Annotated in this window: 24 protein-coding genes; 15 read left to right on the top strand and 9 right to left on the bottom strand. The window is 63.3% G+C overall.

Annotated elements, in window-relative coordinates:
- The first annotated feature begins 5 nt into the window (after positions 1-5).
- Genes BPHY_RS01735 through BPHY_RS01720 form a run of 4 tightly spaced genes read left to right on the top strand, consistent with a single transcriptional unit; the run spans position 6 to position 3,181 of the window.
- Entirely contained in the window at positions 6-188 is a 183-nt protein-coding gene (locus tag BPHY_RS01735) for a hypothetical protein (protein WP_012399768.1), read from the top strand.
- A gap of 2 nt (positions 189-190) precedes the next feature.
- Entirely contained in the window at positions 191-763 is a 573-nt protein-coding gene (locus BPHY_RS01730; RefSeq protein WP_012399767.1) for a cupredoxin domain-containing protein, read from the top strand.
- Entirely contained in the window at positions 750-2,375 is a 1,626-nt protein-coding gene (locus BPHY_RS01725; protein ID WP_012399766.1) for a b(o/a)3-type cytochrome-c oxidase subunit 1, read from the top strand. Before BPHY_RS01730 ends, BPHY_RS01725 begins: the two co-directional genes overlap by 14 nt.
- Positions 2,372-3,181, top strand: coding sequence for a c-type cytochrome (locus BPHY_RS01720; protein WP_012399765.1), 810 nt, complete (start codon positions 2,372-2,374; stop codon positions 3,179-3,181). Before BPHY_RS01725 ends, BPHY_RS01720 begins: the two co-directional genes overlap by 4 nt.
- 116 nt (positions 3,182-3,297) lie before the next feature.
- Here the strand turns inward: BPHY_RS01720 and BPHY_RS01715 are convergent, their stop codons facing one another.
- Positions 3,298-4,941, bottom strand: a complete 1,644-nt coding sequence (locus BPHY_RS01715) for a methyl-accepting chemotaxis protein (protein ID WP_012399764.1) — start codon at positions 4,939-4,941, stop codon at positions 3,298-3,300.
- Between the two features lie 337 nt (positions 4,942-5,278).
- Between BPHY_RS01715 and BPHY_RS01710 the strand changes: the two genes are divergently transcribed.
- A complete protein-coding gene (locus BPHY_RS01710; RefSeq protein WP_012399763.1) occupies positions 5,279-6,082 on the top strand; it encodes a bestrophin-like domain in 804 nt (267 codons plus the stop codon).
- Positions 6,083-6,088: 6 nt separating this feature from the next.
- Here the strand turns inward: BPHY_RS01710 and BPHY_RS01705 are convergent, their stop codons facing one another.
- Positions 6,089-6,994 (bottom strand): LysR family transcriptional regulator, encoded by a 906-nt coding sequence (locus BPHY_RS01705; protein ID WP_012399762.1) that lies wholly within the window; start codon positions 6,992-6,994, stop codon positions 6,089-6,091.
- Positions 6,995-7,124: 130 nt separating this feature from the next.
- Here BPHY_RS01705 and BPHY_RS01700 point away from each other — a divergent pair, with 130 nt between their 5' ends.
- Complete coding sequence (locus BPHY_RS01700; protein WP_012399761.1) at positions 7,125-7,868, top strand: SDR family oxidoreductase; 744 nt, start codon at positions 7,125-7,127, stop codon at positions 7,866-7,868.
- Positions 7,869-7,988: 120 nt separating this feature from the next.
- Here the strand turns inward: BPHY_RS01700 and BPHY_RS01695 are convergent, their stop codons facing one another.
- Both BPHY_RS01695 and BPHY_RS01690 read right to left on the bottom strand, forming a co-directional pair.
- On the bottom strand, positions 7,989-8,507 hold the full coding sequence (locus tag BPHY_RS01695; RefSeq protein WP_012399760.1) for a single-stranded DNA-binding protein: 519 nt from the start codon (positions 8,505-8,507) through the stop codon (positions 7,989-7,991).
- Between the two features lie 125 nt (positions 8,508-8,632).
- Positions 8,633-9,790, bottom strand: a complete 1,158-nt coding sequence (locus BPHY_RS01690) for an MFS transporter (RefSeq protein WP_012399759.1) — start codon at positions 9,788-9,790, stop codon at positions 8,633-8,635.
- Here BPHY_RS01690 and BPHY_RS42435 point away from each other — a divergent pair.
- The 4 genes from BPHY_RS42435 (at position 9,789) to BPHY_RS01675 (ending at position 15,799) form a co-directional block, all read left to right on the top strand.
- Positions 9,789-9,959 (top strand): hypothetical protein, encoded by a 171-nt coding sequence (locus tag BPHY_RS42435; protein ID WP_167538860.1) that lies wholly within the window; start codon positions 9,789-9,791, stop codon positions 9,957-9,959. The two genes, BPHY_RS01690 and BPHY_RS42435, sit on opposite strands and share 2 nt — an antisense overlap.
- A 144-nt stretch (positions 9,960-10,103) precedes the next feature.
- Complete coding sequence (gene uvrA / locus BPHY_RS01685) at positions 10,104-13,202, top strand: excinuclease ABC subunit UvrA (RefSeq protein WP_012399758.1); 3,099 nt, start codon at positions 10,104-10,106, stop codon at positions 13,200-13,202.
- Positions 13,203-13,224: 22 nt separating this feature from the next.
- Complete coding sequence (locus BPHY_RS01680) at positions 13,225-14,310, top strand: AI-2E family transporter (protein ID WP_012399757.1); 1,086 nt, start codon at positions 13,225-13,227, stop codon at positions 14,308-14,310.
- A gap of 250 nt (positions 14,311-14,560) precedes the next feature.
- Positions 14,561-15,799 (top strand): PepSY-associated TM helix domain-containing protein, encoded by a 1,239-nt coding sequence (locus tag BPHY_RS01675; RefSeq protein WP_012399756.1) that lies wholly within the window; start codon positions 14,561-14,563, stop codon positions 15,797-15,799.
- Between the two features lie 76 nt (positions 15,800-15,875).
- Here BPHY_RS01675 and purU read toward each other — a convergent pair whose 3' ends face one another.
- The 5 genes from purU to BPHY_RS01650 all read right to left on the bottom strand — a co-directional run bounded on the left by purU (position 15,876) and on the right by BPHY_RS01650 (position 21,050).
- A complete protein-coding gene (gene purU / locus BPHY_RS01670) occupies positions 15,876-16,739 on the bottom strand; it encodes a formyltetrahydrofolate deformylase (RefSeq protein WP_012399755.1) in 864 nt (287 codons plus the stop codon).
- Between the two features lie 73 nt (positions 16,740-16,812).
- Positions 16,813-17,661: an NUDIX hydrolase gene (locus tag BPHY_RS01665; protein WP_012399754.1), complete on the bottom strand. Its 849-nt coding sequence runs from the start codon at positions 17,659-17,661 to the stop codon at positions 16,813-16,815.
- A gap of 54 nt (positions 17,662-17,715) precedes the next feature.
- The gene (locus BPHY_RS01660) at positions 17,716-18,330 is read right to left on the bottom strand and encodes a LysE family translocator (RefSeq protein ID WP_012399753.1); all 615 of its coding nucleotides are present in this window, start codon (positions 18,328-18,330) and stop codon (positions 17,716-17,718) included.
- Positions 18,331-18,355: 25 nt separating this feature from the next.
- Positions 18,356-18,922 (bottom strand): adenine phosphoribosyltransferase, encoded by a 567-nt coding sequence (locus BPHY_RS01655; RefSeq protein WP_012399752.1) that lies wholly within the window; start codon positions 18,920-18,922, stop codon positions 18,356-18,358.
- Positions 18,923-19,046: 124 nt separating this feature from the next.
- On the bottom strand, positions 19,047-21,050 hold the full coding sequence (locus BPHY_RS01650) for a cation:proton antiporter domain-containing protein (protein WP_012399751.1): 2,004 nt from the start codon (positions 21,048-21,050) through the stop codon (positions 19,047-19,049).
- Positions 21,051-21,198: 148 nt separating this feature from the next.
- Here BPHY_RS01650 and kdsD point away from each other — a divergent pair, with 148 nt between their 5' ends.
- From kdsD to lptB, 5 genes are read left to right on the top strand one after another with little or no spacing between them, the layout of a single operon-like run.
- Positions 21,199-22,182, top strand: a complete 984-nt coding sequence (kdsD, locus tag BPHY_RS01645) for an arabinose 5-phosphate isomerase KdsD (RefSeq protein ID WP_041763231.1) — start codon at positions 21,199-21,201, stop codon at positions 22,180-22,182.
- A complete protein-coding gene (locus tag BPHY_RS01640) occupies positions 22,182-22,745 on the top strand; it encodes a KdsC family phosphatase (RefSeq protein ID WP_012399749.1) in 564 nt (187 codons plus the stop codon). The genes kdsD and BPHY_RS01640 overlap by 1 nt, the downstream gene beginning before the upstream one ends.
- Positions 22,742-23,335, top strand: coding sequence for an LPS export ABC transporter periplasmic protein LptC (gene lptC / locus BPHY_RS01635; protein ID WP_012399748.1), 594 nt, complete (start codon positions 22,742-22,744; stop codon positions 23,333-23,335). The genes BPHY_RS01640 and lptC overlap by 4 nt, the downstream gene beginning before the upstream one ends.
- Positions 23,336-23,367: 32 nt before the next feature.
- The gene (lptA, locus tag BPHY_RS01630; RefSeq protein WP_012399747.1) at positions 23,368-24,045 is read left to right on the top strand and encodes a lipopolysaccharide transport periplasmic protein LptA; all 678 of its coding nucleotides are present in this window, start codon (positions 23,368-23,370) and stop codon (positions 24,043-24,045) included.
- The gene (gene lptB, locus BPHY_RS01625) at positions 24,042-24,824 is read left to right on the top strand and encodes an LPS export ABC transporter ATP-binding protein (protein WP_012399746.1); all 783 of its coding nucleotides are present in this window, start codon (positions 24,042-24,044) and stop codon (positions 24,822-24,824) included. The genes lptA and lptB overlap by 4 nt, the downstream gene beginning before the upstream one ends.
- Positions 24,825-24,981 lie beyond the last annotated feature (157 nt).

Here is a 24,981-nt window from a genome sequence, read left to right as displayed (position 1 = left end):
GTCAGATGGACCCTAGCAAACACTCCGGCGACCACGACGGCCACGCTTCGGACGCCGAAGTCGAGCGCATCGTCGCGCAAGGCCCGCACGGCGCGATTGCGGTCGCGGGCGTGGCGGCCGTCGTCGTGCTGGCGATCTGGATCGGCTTCTACTTTCTCGTGTTTCTGCCGCGTGGCGTCATTCACTGATCATGTCGACCCAACCTTCCCATTCTCCCGATAACGGTCATGCCGTCGCCGAGCGCTCGGAAAAGCGCTGGGCGTATTTCGTCATCGCGATCATCGTGTTCATGCTCGTGGTCGTCGTGTACTCGGGGCTGCACTGGGCGATGATGCCGCCTTCGCGCGTAGAAACGGTCGATCCGTCGCGGCTGCAGATGTCGGGCGAATTCGTCGAGAGCAATCTCGGCAGCGCCGTCGAGCCGGACGGATCGGTGGTCGTGCGCTTCATCGCGCAGCAGTACTCGTTCACGCCGCAGTGCCTGCTGGTGCCCGCCGACACCGACATCACTTTCCGCACGACGAGCGCCGATGTCGTGCACGGCCTGCTGGTCACGGACACGAACATCAACACGATGGTCATACCCGGCTATGTCGCGACCTTCTCCTCCTCCTTCCCGCAGCCGGCCGACCACCTGATGCCGTGCCACGAATTCTGCGGCTTCGGCCACCAGACGATGTGGGCGCACGTGAAGGTCATCGACAAGGCTGCTTTCTTCGAACAGGCCAAACAAACACGGAGGCTCAGCTGTGTTTCACGCTAAGCGACTCGTTCTCGCGCATTTCTGGCTCGCGTTCATCGCGTTCGGCGTTGCACTGCTGCTGGGCGCATGGCAGATGCTCGTGCGCAGTCCGCTCCTTCCGTGGATCGGCGAGCCCGAGCTGTATTACCGCTCGGTGACGGCGCACGGCACCGTGATGGCCTACGTGCTGCCGACGCTGGTGGCGATGGCGTTCGGCTACGCGATCGTCGAACTGGCGCTGCAGCAGGCGCTCGTCGGTCTGAAGTGGGCGTGGGCCGCGTTCATCCTGCTGGTGGTCGGCGCAGTGATGGCGATGGTGCCCGTCGCGGCCGGTCAGGCGTCCGTGCTCTTCACCTTCTATCCGCCGATGATCGGCAGCCCGTTCTACTACCTGGGCGTCGTGCTCGTCGTGGTCGGCTCGTGGATCTGGGTCGCGCTGATGAGCATCAATCTGCACGTATGGAAGCGCGCGAATCCCGGCAAGCCGGTGCCGCTCGCGATGTATGCGAACGTGGCGGGCGCGTATCTGTGGGCGTGGACGGCCGTCGGCGCAGCGCTAGAAATCCTGTTGCAAATCCTGCCCGTCGCGCTCGGCCTGAAGTCGACGATCGACGCGGGCCTCGCGCGCGTGCTGTTCTCGTGGACGCTGCACGCAATCGTCTATTTCTGGCTCGTGCCGTCGTACATCGCGTACTACACGCTGGTGCCGCGCGCGATCGGCGGCAGGCTGTACAGCGATTCGATGGCGCGTGTGTCGTTCATCCTGTTCCTCGTGTTCGCGATGCCGATCGGCATACACCATCTGTTCGCCGATCCGCAGGTCGGCTCGGGCTTCAAGTTCGTGCACGCGGTGTTCACGGGCATGGTGTCGGTGCCGACGTTGCTGACCGTGTTCACGATCTGCGCGTCGGTGGAGATTGCCGGGCGGCTGCGTGGCGGCACGGGCGCGTTCGGATGGTTGAAGGCGCTGCCGTGGGACAACCCGATGATGCTCGTGATCGCGTTCTCGTTCATCATGCTCGGTCTGGGCGGCGCGGGCGGACTCATCAACATGAGCTATCAGCTCAACGAAACAGTTCATAACACGCAGTGGGTCACGGGGCACTTTCATCTGATCTTCGGCGGCGCGATCGTCATCATGTACTTCGCGATTGCCTATGAACTGTGGCCGCAGCTGACAGCCCGCGCGATCTGTTCTGTCCGCCTGGTGCGCTGGCAGCTGTGGCTCTGGTTCATCGGCATGATGGTCGTCACGCTGCCGTGGCACTACGTCGGCCTGCTCGGCGCGCCGCGCCGCATGGCGTACTACGACTACAGCAATCCCGCAATCGCACCGCAAGCGATCTGGGTCGCCGTGTCGGCTATCGGAGGCGTCGTGCTCGTCATCTCCGGCCTGCTGTTCATCTACATTCTCGCGAAGTCGCAGTTCGGCACAGTCGAACAGCCGAAGCAGTTCCGTTTCAGCGCACCCGCGCATCCCGTCGAGCGCGTGCCCGCTGCGCTGAACAGCTTCGGTCTGTGGGTCGCGCTGATGATCGGACTGACGGTGGTCAACTACAGTGTGCCCATTGCGCAACTGCTCGGCTTGCAACAGACGTCGGTGCCGGCCGTGTCGGTGGGAGCGCGGCCATGAGCGAAGAACGCGTCTTCAGCTTCAGCAACCGATGGTTCACGTCGAGCGTGGGCGGCGTGATCGCGATCGCCGTCGTGTCGATTCTGATCGGGTTCGTCTGGCTGCCGTCGAAGCATCCCGACTTCACGCAACGCGGACTGTGGGCGACGATCTGCAGCGCGGCGGGCGCGCCGTCGTCGTGGTACACGCAGAGCGCGAATATCGCCGGGCCCGCACCGAGCAACGTGCTCGTGCTGCCGCCCGCGCCGCCGTGGGGCCGCACCCGGCCGAGCGCCGACTCGATTGGACGTGGCGCGACGCTCGCGCAGAACTGCTCGATGTGTCACGGCGTACAAAGTCTGATCCAGGTCACCGCGCCTGTGCTCGCGGGACAGTACGCGGACGTAATCTACAAGCAGTTGCGCGACTATCAGAGCGGCCAGCGCGTGAACTCGATCATGCCGCCCATCATCGCGCGTCTGAACGACGCCGACCTGCACGATCTGGCGAACTACTATTCGACGCTGCCGCGCCCCGCCGCCGTCGAACAGCGCACGGCCGAAGACGACAGCATCCGCAAGCTCGTCAGCGAAGGCTCGCCGATGCGCAACATCGCGCCGTGCGCAGCCTGTCACGGAGACCGCGACCGCAAAGGCGCCGCGCCCTGGCTCGGCGGCCAGTCGTCGGCGTATATGGCGGCGCAACTGCGCGCATTCGCGGACGGCAACCGCCGCAACGACATCAACGAGCAGATGCGCAACGTCGCGCGCCACATGACGCCAGAGGAAATCGACGGTGTCGCGAAGTATTACGCGACGCGGCCTTAACGGCTGCTCTGCAAATACGAACGGCGGTGCAAGGCAACGATGCCTGCACCGCCGGTTTGCTTCGTGCCGTCAGCGAATCGCGCTGCGGCTGTCGCTGGCGGCGCTGTCGATACGGGTCAGACGGCTTCTGCCGCCTCAAGCGGCATCGCTGATTGCTGTCTGCGGGCGCGAAGCGCCATCATCCGCGACGAAGCTCCCTGTCCGCTATCCGTCTTGAACACGGAGACGGCTTCCGTCAGTCGACGCGCCTGCTCTTCCAGCGAGCTCGCCGCTGCCGCCGCCTGCTCGACGAGTGCCGCGTTCTGCTGCGTTACCTCGTCCATCTGCGCGACAGCGAGATTGACCTGATCGATGCCCGTGCTCTGCTCGGTCGCCGCTTCGGCGATCTCGCCCATGATCGCGCTGACGCGTGCGATTGCATCGACGATCTCCGTCATCGTCGAGCCGGAGCGCTGCACGAGATCCGCGCCCGCCGTCACGCGTTCGTTCGATTCGCCGATCAAGCCTTTGATCTCCTTCGCGGCTGCCGCGCTGCGCTGCGCGAGCGAACGCACTTCGCTCGCCACCACCGCGAAACCGCGCCCCTGTTCGCCTGCGCGCGCGGCTTCGACGGCTGCGTTCAGCGCGAGAATGTTGGTCTGGAACGCGATGCCTTCGATCACGCCGACGATGTCCGCGATGCGGCGCGAGTCGTCGACGATCGCCTGCATCGTGCCGACCACCTGTTGCGTGAGGTCGCCGCCCTGCGCCGCGAGAGTCGACGCACCGTGTGCGAGCGTGCTCGCCTGTTTTGCGTTGTCGGCCGTCTGCTTGACGGTCGACGTGAGTTCCTCGATGCTCGCCGCCGTCTCTTCGAGCGACGCGGCCTGCTCTTCCGTGCGCTGCGAGAGATTCGTGTTGCCCGCGGCGATCTCGCTCACGCCCGTATCGATCGAATCCGTGCCGTGACGCACCGTGCTGACCGTCGCGATCAGCGACTCCTGCATCTTGCGCAGCGCCGCCGCGAGACGTCCCATTTCGTTGTCGCCGTGAATGTCGATGCGGCCCGTGAGGTCGCCGTTCGCAATGCGCTGGAACTGCTCGATGGTCGCGTCGACGGGATGCACGATCGCGCGAACCATGATCAAGCGTCCAATCCACGCGAACATCAGCGTGGCTGCCATGCCGATCGCCACGCCGACGCTGATCGTGTAGAACAGCTGCTGCGCGTCCTGATAGCGCTGCTCGGCGTGGTCGAGCTGGAGCTTTTCGAGCGTCAGCATTGCTTTTTCATAGGCGCTGTAGAGCGGCGACAGCTTGTGCCCCTGCAACTGCTGGAAGGCCGTCTTGTCGCCGGACTTGAGCGCCGCGAGTGCGGGTTCGACGCCCTCGCGCAGGAAGCTATCACGCTTGTCCTGCATGTCCTTGATGAGCCGTTGCTCGTCGGGGTCGTTGCTGGCTTTGCTGATGAAATGCGCGAGCCGTTCGTTCGACACCTTCAGATACGTATCGAAACGCTTGAGCACTGCGTCGGCGCCTTCCCGATCGTTCAGTTCGTCTAGCGAAGCGTAGGTCGCCAGTGCGAGACGCAGGCGCAACAGTTGCCCGGCGCTGCCTTCGAGGTCGGCCACGGCGGGCGTGTCGACGGTGTACATCTGCTGCAGTGACGCATTGCTCGCACGCAGCGATAACAGCCCCGCAGCCGCGCCGATCAGCAGCACAATGCCGAACAGCACGATCATTAACGTGAGGTATGCGCGAATCGAAAGACCTTTCAACATGAAGCATGTCTCCTATGGCCGCGTACCTGAAATCTCCCGTTCCACGGCAGGCTTGCTGCGCCCACGCCCGCGGGGCAAGGTCCGCAACTCGATCAAATATTAAGCAAACGCACCACGACCAGACTTACGGCCGAATCGCCAAAAACTTTATGGGCCAGGCGGGCGCTTTTTGCGAAATGTTCGCAAATTTGATCTTGCGCATAGATCGCTCGCTGCCGAGGGCTTTTTCCTCTCGCTATTTGGGTTTGGCATCCCTGATTTGACAATCCGGCAGTGGACTTGCCCGAGCCGCCAAGTTGTTGGACATTAGCGGAGCGACGGCTATGCGGACCCGCTCATGCAAGAGACAACCTCAGCGCTCGTGGTGTTCGTGCTGCTTCTGGCGGCAACGGCTGTGGGTTTTTTCGGCAAGCCTTATTTGCCTGAAGAGCACCGCAAACACGAGACCATGCAACTGATCCAGCTCGTGATCACAATGCTCGTGACCTTCGCGGCGCTGGTGCTGGGCCTGCTCACAGCATCGGCGAAAAGCAGCTTCGATACCGTCGGCAACGGCTTTCGCTCGTATGCCGCAGAGCTGATCCAGCTGGACACGGCATTGCGGCAGTACGGTCCCGATGCGGACCACGCGCGCGAGCTGCTGCGCACTTACACAGCTGCGGCGATTGCAGCAACGTGGCCGCGCGAACAGCCGCCCGCGGGCCACTACCCGCGCATTTCGACGGATCTCTCACACGACAAGCTCGAAGACGTGCAGCTCGGCGACATGCTGAACGCGGCGTACGTCGCCGTCCGCAAACTCAAGCCGTCGGATAGCTACCAGCAGACCACGCTGACCGAGTGCATTTCGCGTTTCGAGCGTGTGATCGAGGCGCGCTGGACCTTGATCGAGCAGGCGCACAGTTCGATCTCCAAGCCGTTTCTCACGACGCTCACGTTCTGGCTGATGGTGATTTTCCTGTGCTTTGGACTGGTCGCGCCGCGCAATGCACTGGCGCTCGTCATGATCATGCTGGGCGCGGTGTCGATCGCGTCGGCCGTGTATGTGATCGTCGATCTCGACACCCCGCTGACGGGTCCCATCGTCGCATCCAGCGATCCGATGCGCGATGCGCTCACGCATCTCGAGCGCATTCGATGATTCGCGTCAGCCGACCTCGAGTCCGCCTGCGGCCTCGAAGATCTCGCGCAGCCATTGCGCAAACACTCGCACGCGCGACGACAACTGGCGGCTTTGCGGATACAACACGGTGACGGGCATCGGCGGCGGCGGAAACTGCGGCAGCACGACGACGAGGCTGCCCGCAGCAATCTCGTTCTGCACGCGATAGCGCGGCACCTGCACGAGCCCGAGTCCTGCGACGGCCGAGCCGCTGTAGAGATCGGTGCCCGTCACGGACACGATCGCCTCCAGCTTCACCTCGACCACCCGCTCGTCGACGGTGAATTCGAGCGGCAGCGCATGACCCGTTGCGCTCGACACGTAGTTGACGGCGCAATGCATCGCGAGTGCGTCGGGGCTGCAGGGCATGCCGTGGCGTTCGAGATACGCCGGGCTCGCCACGGTCACCTGTTCGAGCCGCGCGACGCGCCGCCCGACCATCGACGAATCCTGCAGATTGCCCGCGCGCAGTACGCAATCGACGCCCTCGCGCACCAGATCGACCAGCCGATCGTCCTCGCCGATATGCAGCTCGATGCCCGGATAGCGTGACAAAAACGCGGGCAGCGCCGGCACGACGAAGTGGCGTGCGAGCGTGCCTTGCAAATTCACGCGCAGCAGGCCCTTGGGCGCGGCATCGCGAAACGAGCCCTCGGCTTCCTCCATGTCCGCGAGCAGGCGCACGCAGCGGCCGTAATACGCTTCGCCGTCGTGAGTGAGGCGCACGGTGCGCGTCGTGCGCTCGAGCAGCCGCGCTCCGAGCCGTGCTTCCATCCGCTTCATCAGATTCGTGACGGTGGCGCGCGGGATGTGCAGATCGTCGGCGGCACGCGTGAAGCTTTGCCGCTCGGCGATGCGGACGAACACCTGCATTTCCTGAAAACGGTCCATTGACGAGTTGCGGCGGGTGGCTCGATTGTTAAAGTGAATGGAACGATGATAACCAGTTTCACCAGATTATCTCTTTACCGAAATATCCCATCATCCTTCTCACCCACTTACCACGTCAAGGAACGGGATCATGAACAACGTCAGGAATGCACAGGTCGCCATCGTCACGGGCGCTTCGCGGGGTATCGGCGCGGCGATCTCGCGGCGGCTCGCCAGCGATGGATTCGCCGTCGTCGTGAACTATGCGGCGAGTTCGAAGGAAGCGGACGCGCTCGTCGCCGAACTGAAGGCGCAAGGCGCGGCCGCAATCGCCGTGAAGGCCGACGTCTCGAACCCAGACGACGTGCGCCGCATGTTCGATGCAACCGAGCAGCAACTCGGACGGATCGACGTGCTCGTCAATAATGCGGGAATCCTGAAGACGGTGCCGCTCGCCGACACCAGCGACGCGCTGTTCGCGCAGGCCTTCGACATCAACGTCCGCGGCACATTCAACACGCTGCGCGAAGCGGCGGCGCGCATGAACAATGGCGGCCGCATCGTCAACTTTTCGAGCACGACGCTCGCGCTGAACATGCCGGGCTATGCCGTCTACAACGCGACCAAAGCGGCCGTCGAGTCGTTCACGCATGTGTTCGCGAAGGAACTGCGCGGACGCAGCATCACCGTCAACGCCGTGGCGCCGGGCCCCGTTGCGACGTCGCTGTTCCTCGACGGCAAGACGGACGAGCAGATTCAGAGCTTCGCGAAGATGCCGCCGCTGCAACGGCTTGGACAGCCGGAGGATATTGCGTCCGTGGTCGCGTTTCTCGCAGGTCCGGATGGCGCGTGGATGAATGGGCAGATTCTGCGGGCGAATGGCGGGTTGGCCTGACGGCTGGTGCCCGCTCGATCTCGCCTGCCCTTAAAAAAACACCCCGCTCGATGGGCGGGGTGTTTTTTCTTGCATTCGTTCGACGCACGATGCTCGATGCGCGTGTGCAGCCTCGAACGGCTAGAACGGAATATCGTCGTCCATCTCGTCGAAGCCGCCGCCGGCCGGCGCGCTCGGACGGCTCTGACCGCCGCCACCGCCGCCCGCGACACGGCCACCGCCGCCGCCCGACATACGGCCACCGCCGCGCTCCATCGGTTCGCCGCGGCTGTAGCCGCCGTCGTCGCCACCACCACCGCCACCGCTACGGCCGCCGAGCATCTGCATCTGGTCAGCGACGATTTCCGTCGAATAACGGTCGGTGCCGTCCTGTGCCTGGTACTTGCGCGTACGGATGCGGCCTTCGATATACACCGACGAGCCCTTCTTCAGGTATTCGGACACGATTTCAGCGAGGCGCCCGAAGAACGAAATGCGGTGCCATTCCGTCATTTCCTTGAATTCGCCCGACTGCTTGTCCTTGTAGCGATCGGTCGTGGCAAGGCGAATGTTCGCCACCGCGTCGCCGCTCGGAAGATAACGAACTTCCGGATCGGCGCCCAGATTGCCGACGAGAATGACCTTGTTCACGGATGCCATGAGTTTCTCCTGTTGATTCCGTTCCGGCGACGCGGCACTGGATGGCTGTCTACGCCACGGCCGCCTCAGAGTGACCGGAAAGCGCGCCCCGTTACCCGCCGCCTGTAAATTCGAGCCCTAAAACCTTATGCCTTGCGCGGCGGCTGTTTCATGCTGGCGGCGATTATAAGCCAGCATCCCACCAGCCCTGAGCACGCAAAGAAAACGGCACTCTGACCGTCTACCTTCAGCAGCCAGCCACCGATCACGCCGCCCATTGCAAGCCCGATGGACTGCGTGGTGTTGTACACGCCGGCCGCCGCGCCCTTGCGGGTGCCGGGAGCCAGCTTCGATACCAGCGAAGGCTGCGACGCTTCCAGAATGTTGAAGCCCAGAAAATAGACGAACAGGATCGCGGCCACAGTCACAATGGTATGCGGAGCGACGGCGAGCAGTAACTGTCCGATCAGGATAAGACCAATCGCACTCAGCAGCACGGCCTTCATCTTGCCGCGCTTCTCCGCAGCAATGATGGCGGGCACCATCATCACGAAGGCGAGGCCCATCACGGGCAGGTAAATTTTCCAGTGCGACGAAACTGGCAGACCGCCCGCTTCCAGAATGCGCGGCACGACAAGAAACAGCGCGGTTTGCGTGGCATGCAGCACCAGCACGCCGAAGTTCAGGCGCAGCAGTTCCGCGTTGTGCAGCACTTCGTGAAACGGCGCGGGCACGTGCACGGGCTTCGGCGCATCGGGCACGACCCACAGCACCACGCCGATAGCCAGGATCGAGAAGATGCCGACGAGCGCGAACAGTCCGCTCATGCCGAGCCAATGAAACACGATCGGCGCGCCGACGATCGCCACGGCAAACGACACGCCGATCGAACCGCCCACCATCGCCATGGCCTTCGTGCGGTGCTCCTCCGCTGTCAGATCCGCGATGAACGCGATCACCGCCGACGACACGGCGCCCATCCCCTGAATCACGCGGCCGACGATGATCCACGTCATATCGTGCGCGAATGCGGCGACGAAACTGCCGAGCGCGAAGATCAGCAGGCCTGTCGCGATGACGGGCTTGCGGCCGACCTTGTCGGAAATCCAGCCATAGAAGATATACAGCAGCGATTGCGTCACGCCGTATGCGCCGAGCGCGATGCCGACCAGCAGTACGTTGTCGCCGCCGGGAATCGTCTTCGCGTAGATCGAGAAGACGGGCATGATCATGAAGAGACCCAGCATGCGCAGCGCGAAGATTGCGGCGAGCGACACGGTCGCGCGCAGTTCAGGCGCGCTCATGCGTGAAGAAGTGGCGGACGGATTGGACATCGGGAACGATTTTCGAATGAACGGGCAGCTTTCCGGTGATGGCCCGCATAAACAACGCACGCGCAGCACCCCGACGCTGGCCGAGCTTGCAACGGATGCCGGCTGTCTTGCAGAAGGCGGGGATCGACCTTACCTGTGAGCTATTCCCGCAACGCTGAACCGCAAAAAAACGACGCTTTCTTCCCTGTCAGCACGCCGTTTGCGCACTGTCAGGAAGCCGTAACGGCGGTCTGGAAAAGTCGTTATAGTAGCAGGTTTAGCCTTCTCCTCTTCCCGCCGGTTCATGGAACAAATCCGTATCCGTGGGGCTCGGACCCACAACCTGAAGAACGTCAATCTCGACTTGCCGCGCCACAAGCTGGTCGTGATTACCGGCCTGTCCGGCTCGGGCAAATCGTCGCTCGCCTTCGACACGCTCTACGCGGAAGGCCAGCGCCGCTATGTGGAGAGCCTGTCTGCATACGCCCGGCAGTTTCTGCAACTGATGGAAAAGCCGGACGTCGACCTGATCGAAGGCCTGTCGCCCGCCATTTCGATCGAGCAGAAAGCGACCTCGCACAACCCGCGCTCGACGGTCGGCACGGTCACCGAAATCCACGACTATCTGCGACTGCTTTACGCACGTGTCGGTACGCCTTACTGCCCGGACCACGAAATTCCGCTGGAGGCGCAAAGCGTCTCGCAGATGGTGGACGCCGCGCTGGCGCTGCCCGACGACACGAAGCTGATGATCCTCGCGCCCGTCGTCGCCAATCGCAAAGGCGAGCACACCGAGCTGTTCGAGGACATGCAGGCGCAAGGCTTCGTCCGTTTCCGCGTGCGGTCGGGCGGCGGCACGGCGAACGAAGGCGTGGCAAAGATCTACGAGGTCGACTCGCTGCCGCAGCTCAAAAAGAACGACAAGCACACGATCGACGTGGTCGTCGACCGGCTCAAAGTGCGCGCGGACGCGAAGCAGCGCCTCGCCGAATCGTTCGAAACCGCGCTGCGTCTGGCCGATGGCCGCGCGATCGCGCTCGAGATGGACACCGACAAAGAGCATCTGTTCAGCTCGAAGTTCGCGTGCCCGATCTGCTCATACTCGCTGCAGGAACTGGAACCGCGTCTTTTCTCGTTCAACAACCCAATGGGCGCGTGCCCGGAATGCGACGGACTCGGCCAGATCACGTTCTTCGATCCGAAGCGGGTGGTCGCGCATCCATCGCTTTCGCTGGCGGCGGGCGCCGTGAAGGGCTGGGACCGGCGCAACCAGTTCTACTTCCAGATGCTGCAAAGCCTCGCAGCGTTCTACGAATTCGACATCGACACCGCGTTCGAAGATCTTCCTGAGAAGGTGCGCAACATCCTGCTGTACGGCTCTGGCAAGCAGACGGTGCCGTTCTCGTACATCAACGAGCGTGGCCGCACTTCCGTGCGCGAGCACGGGTTCGAAGGGATCATTCCGAATCTGGAGCGCCGCTATCGCGAGACCGATTCGGTCGCGGTGCGCGAAGAACTGGCGAAGTATCAGAACAATCAGGCCTGTCCGTCGTGCGAAGGCACGCGCCTGCGCCGCGAAGCGCGCTTCGTGCGCATCGGCGCGGACAAGGACGCGCGCGGCATCTACGAAGTGAGCGGCTGGCCGCTGCGCGACACGCTCGGCTACTTCCAGACGCTGCGCCTCGAAGGCGCAAAGCGCGAAATCGCCGACAAGGTGATCAAGGAAATCGTCGCGCGACTGATGTTCCTGAATAACGTCGGGCTCGATTACCTGTCGCTGGAGCGCAGCGCTGAAACGCTTTCGGGCGGCGAGGCGCAGCGCATCCGGCTCGCATCGCAGATCGGCTCGGGGCTGACGGGCGTGATGTACGTGCTCGACGAACCTTCCATCGGTTTGCATCAGCGCGACAACGACCGCCTCATCTCGACGCTCAAGCATCTTCGCGATCTCGGCAATTCGGTGATCGTCGTCGAGCACGACGAGGACATGATCCGCATGGCCGACTACGTCGTCGACATGGGACCGGGCGCAGGCGAACACGGCGGCATGGTGATCGCCGAAGGCACACCCGTCGAAGTGCAGGCGGACCCGGCGTCGATGACGGGCCAGTATCTGGCGGGCGCGCGCCGCATCGAATTTCCCGACGACCGCAAACAGGCCGACGAGCGCCATCTTCGCATCATCGAGGCATACGGCAACAACCTGAAGCGCGTCACGCTCGATCTGCCCGTCGGCCTGCTGACCTGCGTGACGGGCGTATCCGGTTCGGGCAAATCGACGCTGATCAACGACACGCTCTATCACGCCGTCGCGCAGCATCTGTACGGCTCGTCGACGGAGCCATCGCCGTTTGAGGCAATCGAAGGCCTCGAACACTTCGACAAGGTGATCAACGTCGACCAGTCGCCGATCGGCCGCACGCCGCGCTCGAATCCCGCCACCTACACGGGCGTCTTCACGCCAATCCGCGAACTGTTCGCAGGCGTGCCCGCCGCGAAGGAGCGCGGCTACGATCCGGGCCGTTTCTCGTTCAACGTGAAGGGCGGGCGCTGCGAAGCATGTCAGGGCGACGGTGTGCTGAAAGTCGAAATGCACTTTCTGCCGGACGTGTACGTGCCGTGCGATGTGTGTCACGGCAAACGGTACAACCGCGAAACGCTCGATATTCTCTACAAAGGCCAGAACATCAGCGAAGTGCTGGAGATGACGGTCGAGCACGCGTATGACTTTTTCAAGGCGGTGCCTGTCGTCGCGCGCAAGCTGAAGACGTTGCTCGACGTGGGTCTCGGCTATATCCGGCTCGGCCAGTCGGCAACCACGCTGTCGGGGGGCGAGGCGCAGCGTGTGAAGCTGTCGCTGGAACTGAGCAAGCGCGATACGGGTCGCACGCTTTATATTCTCGACGAGCCGACCACGGGCCTGCACTTCCACGATATCGCGCTGCTGCTCGAAGTGATTCACCGGTTGCGCGATCAAGGAAATACGGTGGTCATCATCGAGCATAATCTCGATGTGATAAAAACTGCCGACTGGGTCATCGATCTCGGCCCGGAAGGGGGCGCCGGCGGCGGCCAGATCATCGCGCAAGGCACGCCGGAGCAGGTGTCGAAGTCGAAGGCAAGTTTTACCGGCCGCTATCTGGCGCCGCTTTTGCAACGCGACAGGGCAGCCGTCCGGGCGAGTCACGAAGACGAACCGGACGAGGAAGAAGCTGAAGCAACCATCGGCGATGCCGAAACTGCAGAATCCGCCAATCCAGCCGTAAAAGCGGTAAGGCCGAAAAAGGCCGTCGCCGCCGATGCACCGAAACCGGCTTCGAAATCGACAGCGAAGTCAACGGCAGGCACGGCCAAAGCCGCGGCGAAACCCGCGAAAGCCGGCAAGCCGAGCGTCAAAACCTGAAGGTTGGAGACTATAGAAAGCCATGGCCAAGCGTAATCAGGCCCGCGATGACGGGCAGGTGCAGGATCTGCGCCCTCGCCCGGTCAGGCTGACCAGCGACATGAGCCTGCCGAAACTGTCACCGGTCGAAGTCGGCAGCTACGTCGTTGCGCTGCTCGCGATGTGGGCCGTGCTCGAACTGAAGCTGCTGGGCGCGCTGCTCGCCGGCATGCTCGTGTTCCAGCTCGTGCATACGCTCGCACCGCGCATCGAGAAGCACATGTCGAGCGGGCGCGCGCGCTGGCTTGCCGTGGTGATTCTGTCCGTGGTGATCGTCGGCACGCTCACGGGCTTCACCGTTGCCGTCATCGAACACTTCGAGAAAGACGTGCCGAGCGTGCAGAAGCTGCTCGATCAGGCGATGTCGCTGATCGATCAGGCACGCGGCCGTCTGCCCGAATTCATCGCGCAGAACCTGCCCGTTTCCACTGAACAGATGAAGGAGAAGGCCGCCGTGCTGATGCAGACGCATGCGAGCACGCTGTCGCAGGGCGGCAAGAACGCGGCGCGCATCTTCACCCATGTGCTGATCGGGATGATCATTGGCGCAATCATCGCGGTCGGCGCGCAAAGGCATTTGCAGCGGCTGCCGCTGTCGACGGCGTTCATCGCGCGCGTCAGCCGTTTCGCCGACGCGTTCCGCCGCATCGTGTTCGCGCAAGTGAAAATTTCGGCGATCAACACGGTGTTCACGGGAATCTTCCTGTTGCTGCTGTTGCCGATATTTCACGCACCGCTGCCAATGGCGAAGACGCTCGTCATGATCACGTTCATCGTCGGCCTGCTGCCCGTCATCGGCAATCTGATTTCGAACACGCTGATCGTGGCCGTTGCGCTGTCGGTGAGTTTTCCGGCTGCCGTGACGGCGCTGATCTTTCTGATCCTGATCCACAAGCTCGAGTACTTCCTGAACGCACGCATCGTCGGCGGACAGATCGAGGCGCGTGCATGGGAACTGCTGATCGCGATGCTCGTGATGGAAGCCGCGTTCGGCATTCCGGGCGTGATCGCCGCGCCGATCTTCTATGCGTACATCAAGCGCGAGCTGATCTATCTGCGGCTCGTGTGACGCAAGTGCCTGTCGAGCAAAAAGGGCGACCGTGAGGCCGCCCTTTCTCATATCCGGGATATCCGCGCCATCCGTACGACGCGACGCGAAGCGGCCGCGCCCCGCCGGCGTCGGCCAAGGTTGACGAAACACTTGCGACATTCGTCCCTGCGAAATAAGATGCGAATCATTCTTATTTAACAGGGCAGTACGCCGTCATGTCCGACATTTCTCCGCCGTCCACGGCTGTCGTTTCCGGCGGGAGGCGTGCATGAGGCCGCTGCTCGTACGCCTGCATCGCTGGTTCGGAATCGGGACGGCGCTGTGTCTGTTCGTCGCGGGACTGACGGGCGCGGCGATCGCGTGGGATCACGAACTCGACGCGATGCTCAACCCGACGTTTTTCTACGCGCGCAGCGACGCACAGCCCCTGCCGTCGCTGGAACTCGCACGCCGCGTCGAGGCGAAAGATCCACGGTTGCAGGTGACCTACCTGCCCCTTGCCGTCGAACCGGGTCATGCGTTGCAGATGATGGTGCTGCCGCGCGTCGATCCGAAGACGAAGCAGCCGTATCCGCTCGACTTCAATCAGATCGCCGTCGATCCCGCCACGGGCGCGATCCAGAGCCGCCGCGAATGGGGCGCGCTATCCATCGCGCGTCTCAATGTGATGCCGTTCATCTACAGGCTGCACTACACGCTGTTCCTGCCGTTCACGCGTGGCATCGATATCGGCACGTGGCTGATGGGCATCGTCGGCATCGTGTGGAGTTTTGACAGCGTAATCGCGCTCGTGCTGGCATTTTCGAGCCTGAAAGCGTGGAAAAAGTCGTTCGCGTTTCGCGTGCGGCGCGGCGCTTACGCGCTCACGTTCGACCTGCACCGTTCGGGCGGTGTGTGGATCTGGGGCTTGCTGCTGATGATGGCGGTAACGTCGGTGTCGATGAATCTGTCGGAGCCCGTCGTCCAGCCGATCATCAAGCGCTTCTCGACGGTGACGCCGACGCCGTTCACCGATCCATCGATGCTGCCGGGCGCAAAGCCAGATGAAGCGCCCATCGCGCGCGAACAGGTTATGACGCTGGCCGAACGGGCACGCGCCGACAAACATATCGAAGCGCCCGCGGGCGCGATCTACTACGCGCCAATGCTGCACGTGTACGGCGTCGGCTATTTCACCGCCGGCGGCGATCACGGCGATGGCGGTCTCGGCAATGCGTGGACGTACTGGAACGCGCAGAACGGCCAGCCGCTCGGCGCGCAGATCCCCGGCAAAGGCACGGCCGGCGATCTGTTCATGCAGGCTCAGTTCCCGCTGCATTCGGGACGCATCCTCGGCATCGGCGGACGCATTGCGATCAGCTGCGTCGGTTTGATGGTCGCCGTGCTGAGCGCGACCGGCCTGCTAATCTGGCTGAAGAAGATGAACGCGCGTCGTCGGACGTCGAGTGCGCGCAAAACAGCGGCACGTGTGGTTCAGGCACAGACGGAAAGCGCCGCTTCACGGTAACGCTGCCGCTCATTCACCCCAAAAAACCGGCGCGGCCGAGCAAGGCACGCGCCGGTTCAGACGAAATAAAAACCGATCAGCGGAACACGACCGTCTTGCTGCCGTTCAGCACGATCCGATGCTCGACGTGCCACTTCACCGCACGCGCCAGCGTCACGCATTCGACGTCGCGGCCGATCGCCGTCAGTTGATCCGGCGTCATGCTGTGATCGACGCGCTCCACTTCCTGCTCGATGATCGGGCCTTCGTCGAGATCCGTCGTCACATAGTGCGCCGTCGCACCGATCAGTTTCACGCCGCGATCGAATGCCTGGTAATACGGCTTCGCGCCCTTGAAGCTGGGCAGGAACGAATGGTGGATGTTGATCGCACGCCCGGCCAACCGTGCACACAACTGCGGCGACAGAATCTGCATATAGCGCGCGAGCACCACGAGGTCAGCCTTGCATTCGTCGATCACTTCAAGCACGCGCGCTTCCTGATGCGCTTTCGTATCGCTCGACGTCAGCGGAAAGTGATGGAACGGAATGTCGTAGCTCGCGGCGAGCTGATAGAACTCCTTGTGGTTCGAGATGATGGCGGGAATCTCGATGTTCAGCTGCCCGGTGCGATAGCGGAACAGCAGATCGTTTAAACAGTGGCCGATCTTCGAGACCATGATCACGACGCGCGGCTTCACGTTCGCATCGTGCAGTTCCCAGCGCATGCCGAACTGCTCGGCGAGCGTTGCAAACGCTTCGCGGAGCGCGTCGAGACCCGGATCGCCGCCCACCTGCTGGAAGTGAACGCGCATGAAAAATTCGCCCGTATGGCTGTCGCCGAATTGGGCGGAGTCGAGGATGTTGCTGCCACGCTCGAACAGGAAACCCGAAACGGCGTGGACGATGCCGGGCCGGTCGGCGCACGACAGTTTGAGAATAAAGCTGTGTTCGGTCGACATGACCTCGGTGACTCCCTTCTTCAGTGCGTGTTGCTTGATAGGTATTGCGGCACGTCTGCGACGGTGCCTCAGATCAATCGAGAACGGGCGGCTCGAACAGCGCGTCGATGCCCGCGCATGCGTCCTCGTCGATCCAGCGGCGGCGCAGCAGGCAATCGAGCGTGGCGAGACTGGCATCGACGGTCATCGCACCTTCTTCGATTGCCTGCGCGACGTCTTCGATACGAGCCAGCCGATGCTCGCCGACTTCACCGTCCTGATTGCGTGGCGCGAAGTCTTCGGGTAACGCGAGGTCGTAGATGAAAATCTGCTCGGCCTGCGTGCCTTCCGGCAAGGACTGCAGCACGTGCGCCGTGCGCCCCGCGACCGCGCGCGCCGCGATCTCTTCCGGAATACCCGCCTCTTCCCAGCACTCCTTGACGATCGTCCCAGCCAGACTGAAACCCCAGCCGATGCCGCCCGCCACGACGTTGTCGAGCATGCCGGGGTCGGTGGCCTTCGTCTCGCTGCGGCGCGCGATCCACAGTTGCGGCGCGCGACCCACGTATTCTACGACGCCGTTCAGATGCACCGCATACGTCATCGTGCCGAAAAAGCGCGACGCCGCGCGCTCGATATACGCGAGCGGCGGCGCATCGAACGCATTGCGGATGGCGTAGGTTTCATCGCGCCAGCCAGGGATGCGGCCTTCGGCTGCGAGCGCGCCGATCACCGAGCCGAGCGCCGCGCTGCGCAGATCCACCGTGTCGAATTGCGGCGCCAATACAACGCGCTGCGCGTCGATATCGAACACATCGGGCCAGCGTGCGAGCAACGGCACACCGTTCGCGCGAATCCAGCCGACGCGCTCATCGCCGATTACGAACGGCAGATGCAACGCACGATCGAAACGGCGCGCGGCGACGATGCAAGGCAAGGACATTGAAGACTCCGGACTGCGTGATGAATAAAGCGCGAGCAAGAGTACCGACCCGACTCAGTCGCGCAACGCGACGCGAATGCCGATTGCGATGAAGGTCGCACCCGCGAGACGATCGAGCCACACGCCCGCACGCGGACGGCGCTTCAGCCATCCGCCGATCATGCCCGCACACACCCCGAACAGCGAAAACACGATAACCGTCTGCAGCATGAACAGCGCGCCCAGTTCGAGCATCTGCAGCGTGACGCTTTGTGCGCCATGCGGGTCGACGAATTGCGGCAGGAACACGACGAAGAACAACGTGACTTTCGGGTTCAGCATGTTGCCGATCACGCTTTGCCGGAAGATCGATGAAAGCGGCTGCGGCGCGCGTTCGTGCGCGGTTGCGAGACCTTTGCTGCGCAATGCCTTGATGCCGATCCAGATCAGGTACGCGGCACCCGCGAGCTTGAGCACTTCGAACGCGATGGGCGACGAGCGCAGCACGGCCGCGATGCCGAGCGCGGCAAGTGTGGTGTGAAATGAAATGCCCGCCGCGAAGCCGAGCGCCGCGACGAAGCCCGCCGCGCGTCCCTGCGAAATGCCGCGCGCGAGAACCTGCAGATTGTCGGGACCGGGCGCAAACGTGATCGCTATCGACGTCGCGAGAAAAAGCAGGAAGTTGGGCATCGCGCAAACACTCCGTTGTTTGAGATCAGTGGCCGCCGAACGACGTGACGGTGAAAAGCGGAAGGCCCGCGCCGCGCAGCAACTTCGAGCCGCCGAGGTCGGGCAGATCGACGATCGCCGCGCCTTCGATCACCGTCGCGCCCAACCGTTCGAGCAGCTTCTTGCCCGCCATCATCGTCCCGCCCGTTGCGATCAGATCGTCGACGATCACGACCCGGTCGCCCGGCTTGCAAGCGTCCTCGTGAATTTCGACGGTCGCGGAGCCGTATTCGAGTTCGTACGATTCGGACACCGTCCTGAACGGCAGCTTGCCGATCTTTCGGATCGGAATGAAGCCGAGGTTCAGCTCATACGCGAGAATCGGCCCGATGATGAAACCGCGCGCGTCGAGACCGGCCACGTAATCGAGCTTCTGGTCGATATAACGCTGCACGAACAGATCGATCAGCACGCGCAGCGATTTCGGTTTTTGCAGAAGCGGCGTGATATCGCGGAACTGCACGCCGGCTTGGGGCCAGTCGGGCACCGTACGAATTTCGCTGTTGATGTATTCGGCGGGATCGAATGGCCGATTCGCGGGCGCGTGAGACATGATGACTCCAGACGGGCTTGTGAGGACCCTGATAATTCCAGTGAGTTGCCTGAGTGCAGCGCGCGTCCGACAAACGTGGGGAACAGCGCGTCGCGTGATCTGCGATGAAGAACGACAGCAAACGTCAGGCCGCCGCCGCCCCCGCGCGCCGATGCTTCGACAGACGCTCTTCCGCTTCCGCCAGCGCTTCGGGCAGACCCCGCAGCACGACGATGTCGCTCGCGCGCAGCTTGGTCGATGGATCGGGCTCCACGCCGCGAATGCCATGCCGGCGAATCGCCGTCACCTCGACGCCGAGATCGAACAGCCCGAGTTCCTCGAGCGTTCGCCCGACGGCATCGGCCTTTTCGTCGACGGGCACGGATTGTAGCCGCACCTGCTCGTGACCGTCGTCGTCATCCACGTCGTCGGCGCCGTGGAAGTAGCCGCGCAGCAGACTATAGCGCTCGTCGCGCAGTTCCTCCACTCGCCGCACGACCCGGCGCATGGGCACGCCCATCACGACGAGCGTGTGCGAGGCGAGCATCAGGCTGCCCTCGACGATCTCCGGAATCACTTCCGTCGCGCCCGCGGCGAGGAGCTTTTCGAGGTCGCTATCGTCGACAGTGCGCACGATCACAGGCAGCGTCGGCTCGAGCTCGTGAATGTTATGCAGCACGCGCAGCGCCGACGGCGTGTTCGCATACGTGATCGCCACGGTCGCCGCCCGGTGGATACCGGCTGCGAGCAGCGACTCGCGCCGCCCGGCATCGCCGAACACGACCGACTCGCCCGCCGCCGCCGCGGCCGCCACACGGTCGGGATCGAGGTCGAGCGCGACATACGACAGCCCCTCGTGCTCCAGCATGCGTGCGAGATTCTGCCCGGCGCGGCCATAGCCGCAGATGATCACGTGGCCGCTCTGTTTGAGGCTTTGCGTCGCGATGCGCGTCATCTGCAACGACTGCATCATCCATTCAGTCGACGACAGCCGCAGCACGATGCGGTCCGCGTTCTGGATCATGAACGGCGCGGCAAGCATCGACAGCAGCATCGCGGCGAGAATGGCCTGCAAGAGCGTTGCGTCGACCAGGTGCTTATCGAGAATCAGGTTGAGCAGCACAAAGCCGAACTCGCCCGCCTGCGCAAGCCCGATACCCGTACGCATCGCGACACCCGGCGTGGCACCGAACAGACGTGCGAGACCCGTGATCATCACCGCTTTAAGGAGCACGGGGCCGATCAGGAACGCGAGCACGATCAGCGGATGCTCCCAGATCACGCGCGGATTGAGCAGCATGCCCGTCGTCACGAAGAAGAGCCCGAGCAGCACGTCACGGAACGGCTTGATGTCCTCTTCGACCTGATGCCGGTACGGCGTTTCGGCGATCAGCATGCCCGCGATGAACGCGCCCAGCGCGAGCGACAGGCCGAATTTATCCGTGATGAACGCGGCGCCCAGCGTGACAAGCAGCAGGTTCAGGACGAACAGCTCCTGCGAACGGCGCCGCGCGACGACGTTGAACCAGCGCGTCATGAACTTCTGCCCGACGATCAGCAGCAGCGCCAATGCGATCACGATCTTGATCGACGCGATCCCGAGCGATCTGACGAGATCGTCCGAACTCCCGCCGAGCGCCGCAATGACGATCAGCAGCGGCACCACGGCCAGATCCTGGAACAGCAGCACGCCGAAGATATTGCGGCCGTGTTCGGTTTCGATTTCGAGCCGCTCCGCGAGCATCTTGCTGACGATGGCCGTCGACGACATCGCCAGCGCGCCGCCCAGTGCGACGCTTGCCTGCCATGAGATGTGCACCCAGCGCTCGAACACGAAACCGAGCGACACCGCGATGGCGATCGTGCCGAGCACCTGCAGCAAGCCCAGTCCGAACACGAGCCGGCGCATCGAGCGCAGCTTCGCGAGCGAAAACTCCAGCCCGATCGAGAACATCAGGAACACCACGCCGAATTCCGCGAGGTTCTGCGCGCCGACCGAGTCGGGCACGATGCCGAACGCGTGCGGTCCGACCACGATCCCCACGGACAGATAGCCGAGCATCGGCGGCAGGTTCAGGTAGCGGAACACGACGACGCCCACCACTGAGGCCAGCAGCAGAAACAGCGTCATTTCGAGCGGCGAAATCATCGGCAAAAGCGCATCCGGGTGAGCGTCCTGGTTCGTCGGCGAAGCTGCATGCAAACGCCCGCGCAGCAAGGTTGAGAGGCCTGTGAAGGCAATGTCCGGAAAGGTCGTTCCCGGCGCGGCGAACATGCGCCTTTGCTATACTCCACGGATGATAGCGAAAATCAATGGCGACCGGGCGTTAGCGCTCGCTCGCGACGTGCTCGACATCGAAGCGGACGCCGTACGCTCCCTTCGCGACCATCTCGACGACGCATTCGTCGAAGCGATCGACTTCATTCTTGGCTGCCGTGGACGCGTGGTCGTTTCCGGCATTGGCAAATCCGGCCATATCGCGCGCAAGCTCGCGGCGACGCTCGCCAGCACGGGCACGCCCGCGTTCTTCGTGCATCCCGCGGAAGCCAGCCACGGCGACCTCGGCATGGTGACCGCGGACGACGTCTTCATCGGCATGTCGAATTCCGGCGAGTCGGAAGAACTCGTCGCTATCCTGCCTCTCGTCAAGCGCCTCGGCGCGAAGATGATCGCGATGACAGGGCGTCCCGGTTCGAGCCTGGCGAAGATCGCCGACGTGCATCTATATTGCGGCGTCGAAAAAGAAGCGTGTCCGCATAATCTCGCGCCGACGGCCAGCACGACGGCGGCACTCGCGCTGGGCGACGCGCTCGCCGTTGCCGTGCTCGAAGCGCGCGGCTTCGGCGCCGATGATTTCGCACGCTCGCATCCGGGCGGCGCGCTCGGCCGCCGCCTGCTCACCTACGTGCGCGACGTGATGCGCACGGGCGACCAGATTCCGAAGGTGCTGTCCGACGCGACCGTGCGCGATGCCCTCTTCCAGTTGACGGCGAAGCGCATGGGCATGACGGCCATCGTCGACGAAAACGAGCGGGTCAAAGGAATCTTCACCGACGGCGACCTGCGCCGCGTGCTTGAGCGCGACGGCGATTTCCGCGCGCTGACCATCGACTCCGTGATGACGCACGGCCCGCGAACCATCGGCTCCGACCGCCTCGCCGTCGAAGCGGTGGAACTGATGGAACGTCATCGGATCAATCAGATGCTCGTCGTCGATGAAGCAGGCAAGCTGATCGGCGCGCTCAACATGCATGATCTGTTTTCCAAGAAGGTGATCTGATGGCTCTTGCCGCCCTGACGGCCGCCGAACGCGCGAGCCGCGTCAAGCTGATGATTTTCGACGTCGATGGTGTGCTCACCGACGGCGGCCTGCTGTTTACAGCTCAGGGCGACACGATGAAGGCGTTCAACTCGATGGACGGCCACGGCGCGAAGCTTCTGCGCGAAGCCGGCATCGACACCGCGATCATCACGGGGCGCCAATCGGAAATCGTCGCGAAGCGCGCGGAAAATCTGCGCATCACGCACGTGTATCAGGGCGTCGAGCACAAGCTCGCGGCATTCGAGCAGTTGCTGAAGCAAACAGGCCGCACGCCGGAACAATGCGGCTACATGGGCGACGACTGGGTCGATCTCGCCGTCATGCTGAAGGTCGGTTTCGCGGCCGCACCGGCGAACTCGCATCCCGAAGTGATCGCGAGGGCGCACTGGGTGAGCGAAGCGCGCGGCGGCCACGGCGCAGTGCGCGAGGTGTGCGACGCGCTACTGCGCGCCCAGGGCCGCTACGACGAACTGCTCGCCGCCGCATGCAGCGGCGCCATGCCGCGGGGCCTCGTCGGATGAACCAGTTTCGCTGGACTTCGCTGGTCCCGCTCATCACGATGGCGGCGCTCGCCGGCGTCACATACTGGCTGCTGCAGGCCACCCGGCCGCATCAGGACGAAGGCCTCATCAAGCCGAAGCAGCACACGCCCGACTATTTCGCGGACAACTTCTCGGTGTCCGAACTCGACCAGTCGGGCTCGACGCAATACCGTCTCACGGCAGCGAACCTCGTTCATTACGAAGACGATGAAGTGAGCGACCTGATCAGACCGGCGATGCGCGCGTTCCAGCCCGCCAAGCCCGTCGTCACGGCCACGGGCGACACGGGCAAGGTGAATGGCGACGTGTCGATCGTCGACCTGTACGGCAACGCGCGAATCGTGCGCGAGGCGGGCGGCGGCGACCCAAGAATGCAGGCCGATTCGTCGCATTTCCGCGTGCTCGTGAACGACGATGTGATAGAGACGGAAAAGCCGGTTAAACTTCAGCGCGGCCAGTCGATCATGACGGCCAGCGGCATGAACTACAACAATGTCACCCGGGTGATCCAGCTCTTCGGCAACGTGCGTGGCGCCATTGCCCCGGCCGACTCCGGCGGCTCCCAGTAGCAACCCGGGTAAATCCATTCCAGCGTGACTGCATGAACGAATCGTTCCCCCGTTTTGAGTCCGGCCGCACGCGCGCGCTCCGCGCGAGCCGCGCCGGGCTGGCGGCACTTTTGATCGCATTGCCGTTTGCCGGCTTTGCGCCGCTTGCGCATGCCGAACGTGCCGACAAGGACAAACCGCTCAATATCGAAGCGGACAACATGACGTATGACGACCTCAAGCAGGTCAATATTTTCACCGGGCACGTGGTCGCGACCAAAGGCACGATCCTGATCCGCGCCGACCGCGTCGAAGTGACGCAGGATCCGCAGGGCTATCAGTATGCAACAGGCACGTCGACGGGCAAGAACCTCGCGTACTTCCGCCAGAAGCGCGATGGCGTCAACGAATATATCGACGGCGATGCTGAACGCATCGACTACGACGGCAAGCAGGATCTGACCACGCTGACCACGCGTGCAACGGTGCGCCGTCTGCAAGGCACGAACACGATCATGGACGAAGTGCATGGCAGCGTAATCACTTACGACGGCCAGAACGACTTCTACACGGCGAAGGCCGGCAAGGATGTCGCGAGCCCGGGCAATCCGAACGGCCGCGTGCGCGCGATGCTGTCGCCTCGCAACGGCGGCAGCCAGCCGCTCAGCGGTCCGTCGGCCACACTCCAGCCCGCCAATCAATTCCCGGCACAAGGAACGACGAAGCCGTGAGCGCCCCAGCCCTTCCCAACCGAAAGCCGGCCGGCACCAGCAGTTCGCTCGTCGTTCGCAATCTGAAAAAGCGTTATGGCTCGCGTACGGTCGTCAAGGACGTCTCGCTCGACGTGAAAAGCGGCGAAGTGGTCGGCCTGCTCGGTCCGAACGGCGCGGGCAAGACGACGTCGTTCTACATGATCGTCGGCCTCGTGCCGCTCGACGCCGGCGAGATCGATCTCGACGGCAAGTCGATCAGCCTTCTGCCCATTCACAAGCGCGCGTCCCTCGGCCTGTCGTATCTGCCGCAAGAAGCGTCCGTGTTCCGCAAGCTTTCCGTCGAGGAAAACATTCGCGCGGTGCTCGAACTGCAGGTCGGCGACGACGGCAAGCGCCTGTCGAAAGACGCGATCGCGTCGCGCACGGAAGCGCTGCTCGACGAACTGCAGATCTCGCATCTGCGCGAAAACCCCGCGCTGTCGCTGTCGGGCGGCGAACGCCGCCGCGTCGAGATCGCGCGCGCGCTCGCGACCAACCCGAGCTTTATCCTGCTAGACGAACCGTTCGCGGGCGTCGACCCGATCGCCGTTCTTGAAATCCAGAAGATCGTGAAGTTCCTGAAGCAGCGCAACATCGGCGTGCTCATCACGGACCACAACGTCCGTGAAACGCTCGGTATCTGCGATCACGCATATATCATCAGCGATGGCAGCGTGCTCGCAGCAGGCGCGCCCGGCGACATCATTGAAAACGAGAGCGTGCGCCGCGTCTATCTGGGCGAACATTTCCGCATGTAACCGTACAGGCGGTGCCTGAACGCCGCGTGCAGCCTCGCCTGCGGCCCTCGTCCCCGGGCGTTTCAAAAGCAGGTTGTGTAATTTTGACGGGCTACGCTAGCGCGTGATCGCTCGCGTTTCGCGCGTGGTACGACCGTCCGCACCAAAATCTGATGCA

Source organism: Paraburkholderia phymatum STM815, from assembly GCF_000020045.1.
GTDB lineage: Bacteria > Pseudomonadota > Gammaproteobacteria > Burkholderiales > Burkholderiaceae > Paraburkholderia > Paraburkholderia phymatum.
Note: the sequence above shows the minus strand (reverse complement) of the source record. Positions and strands in the feature narration are given on the sequence as shown.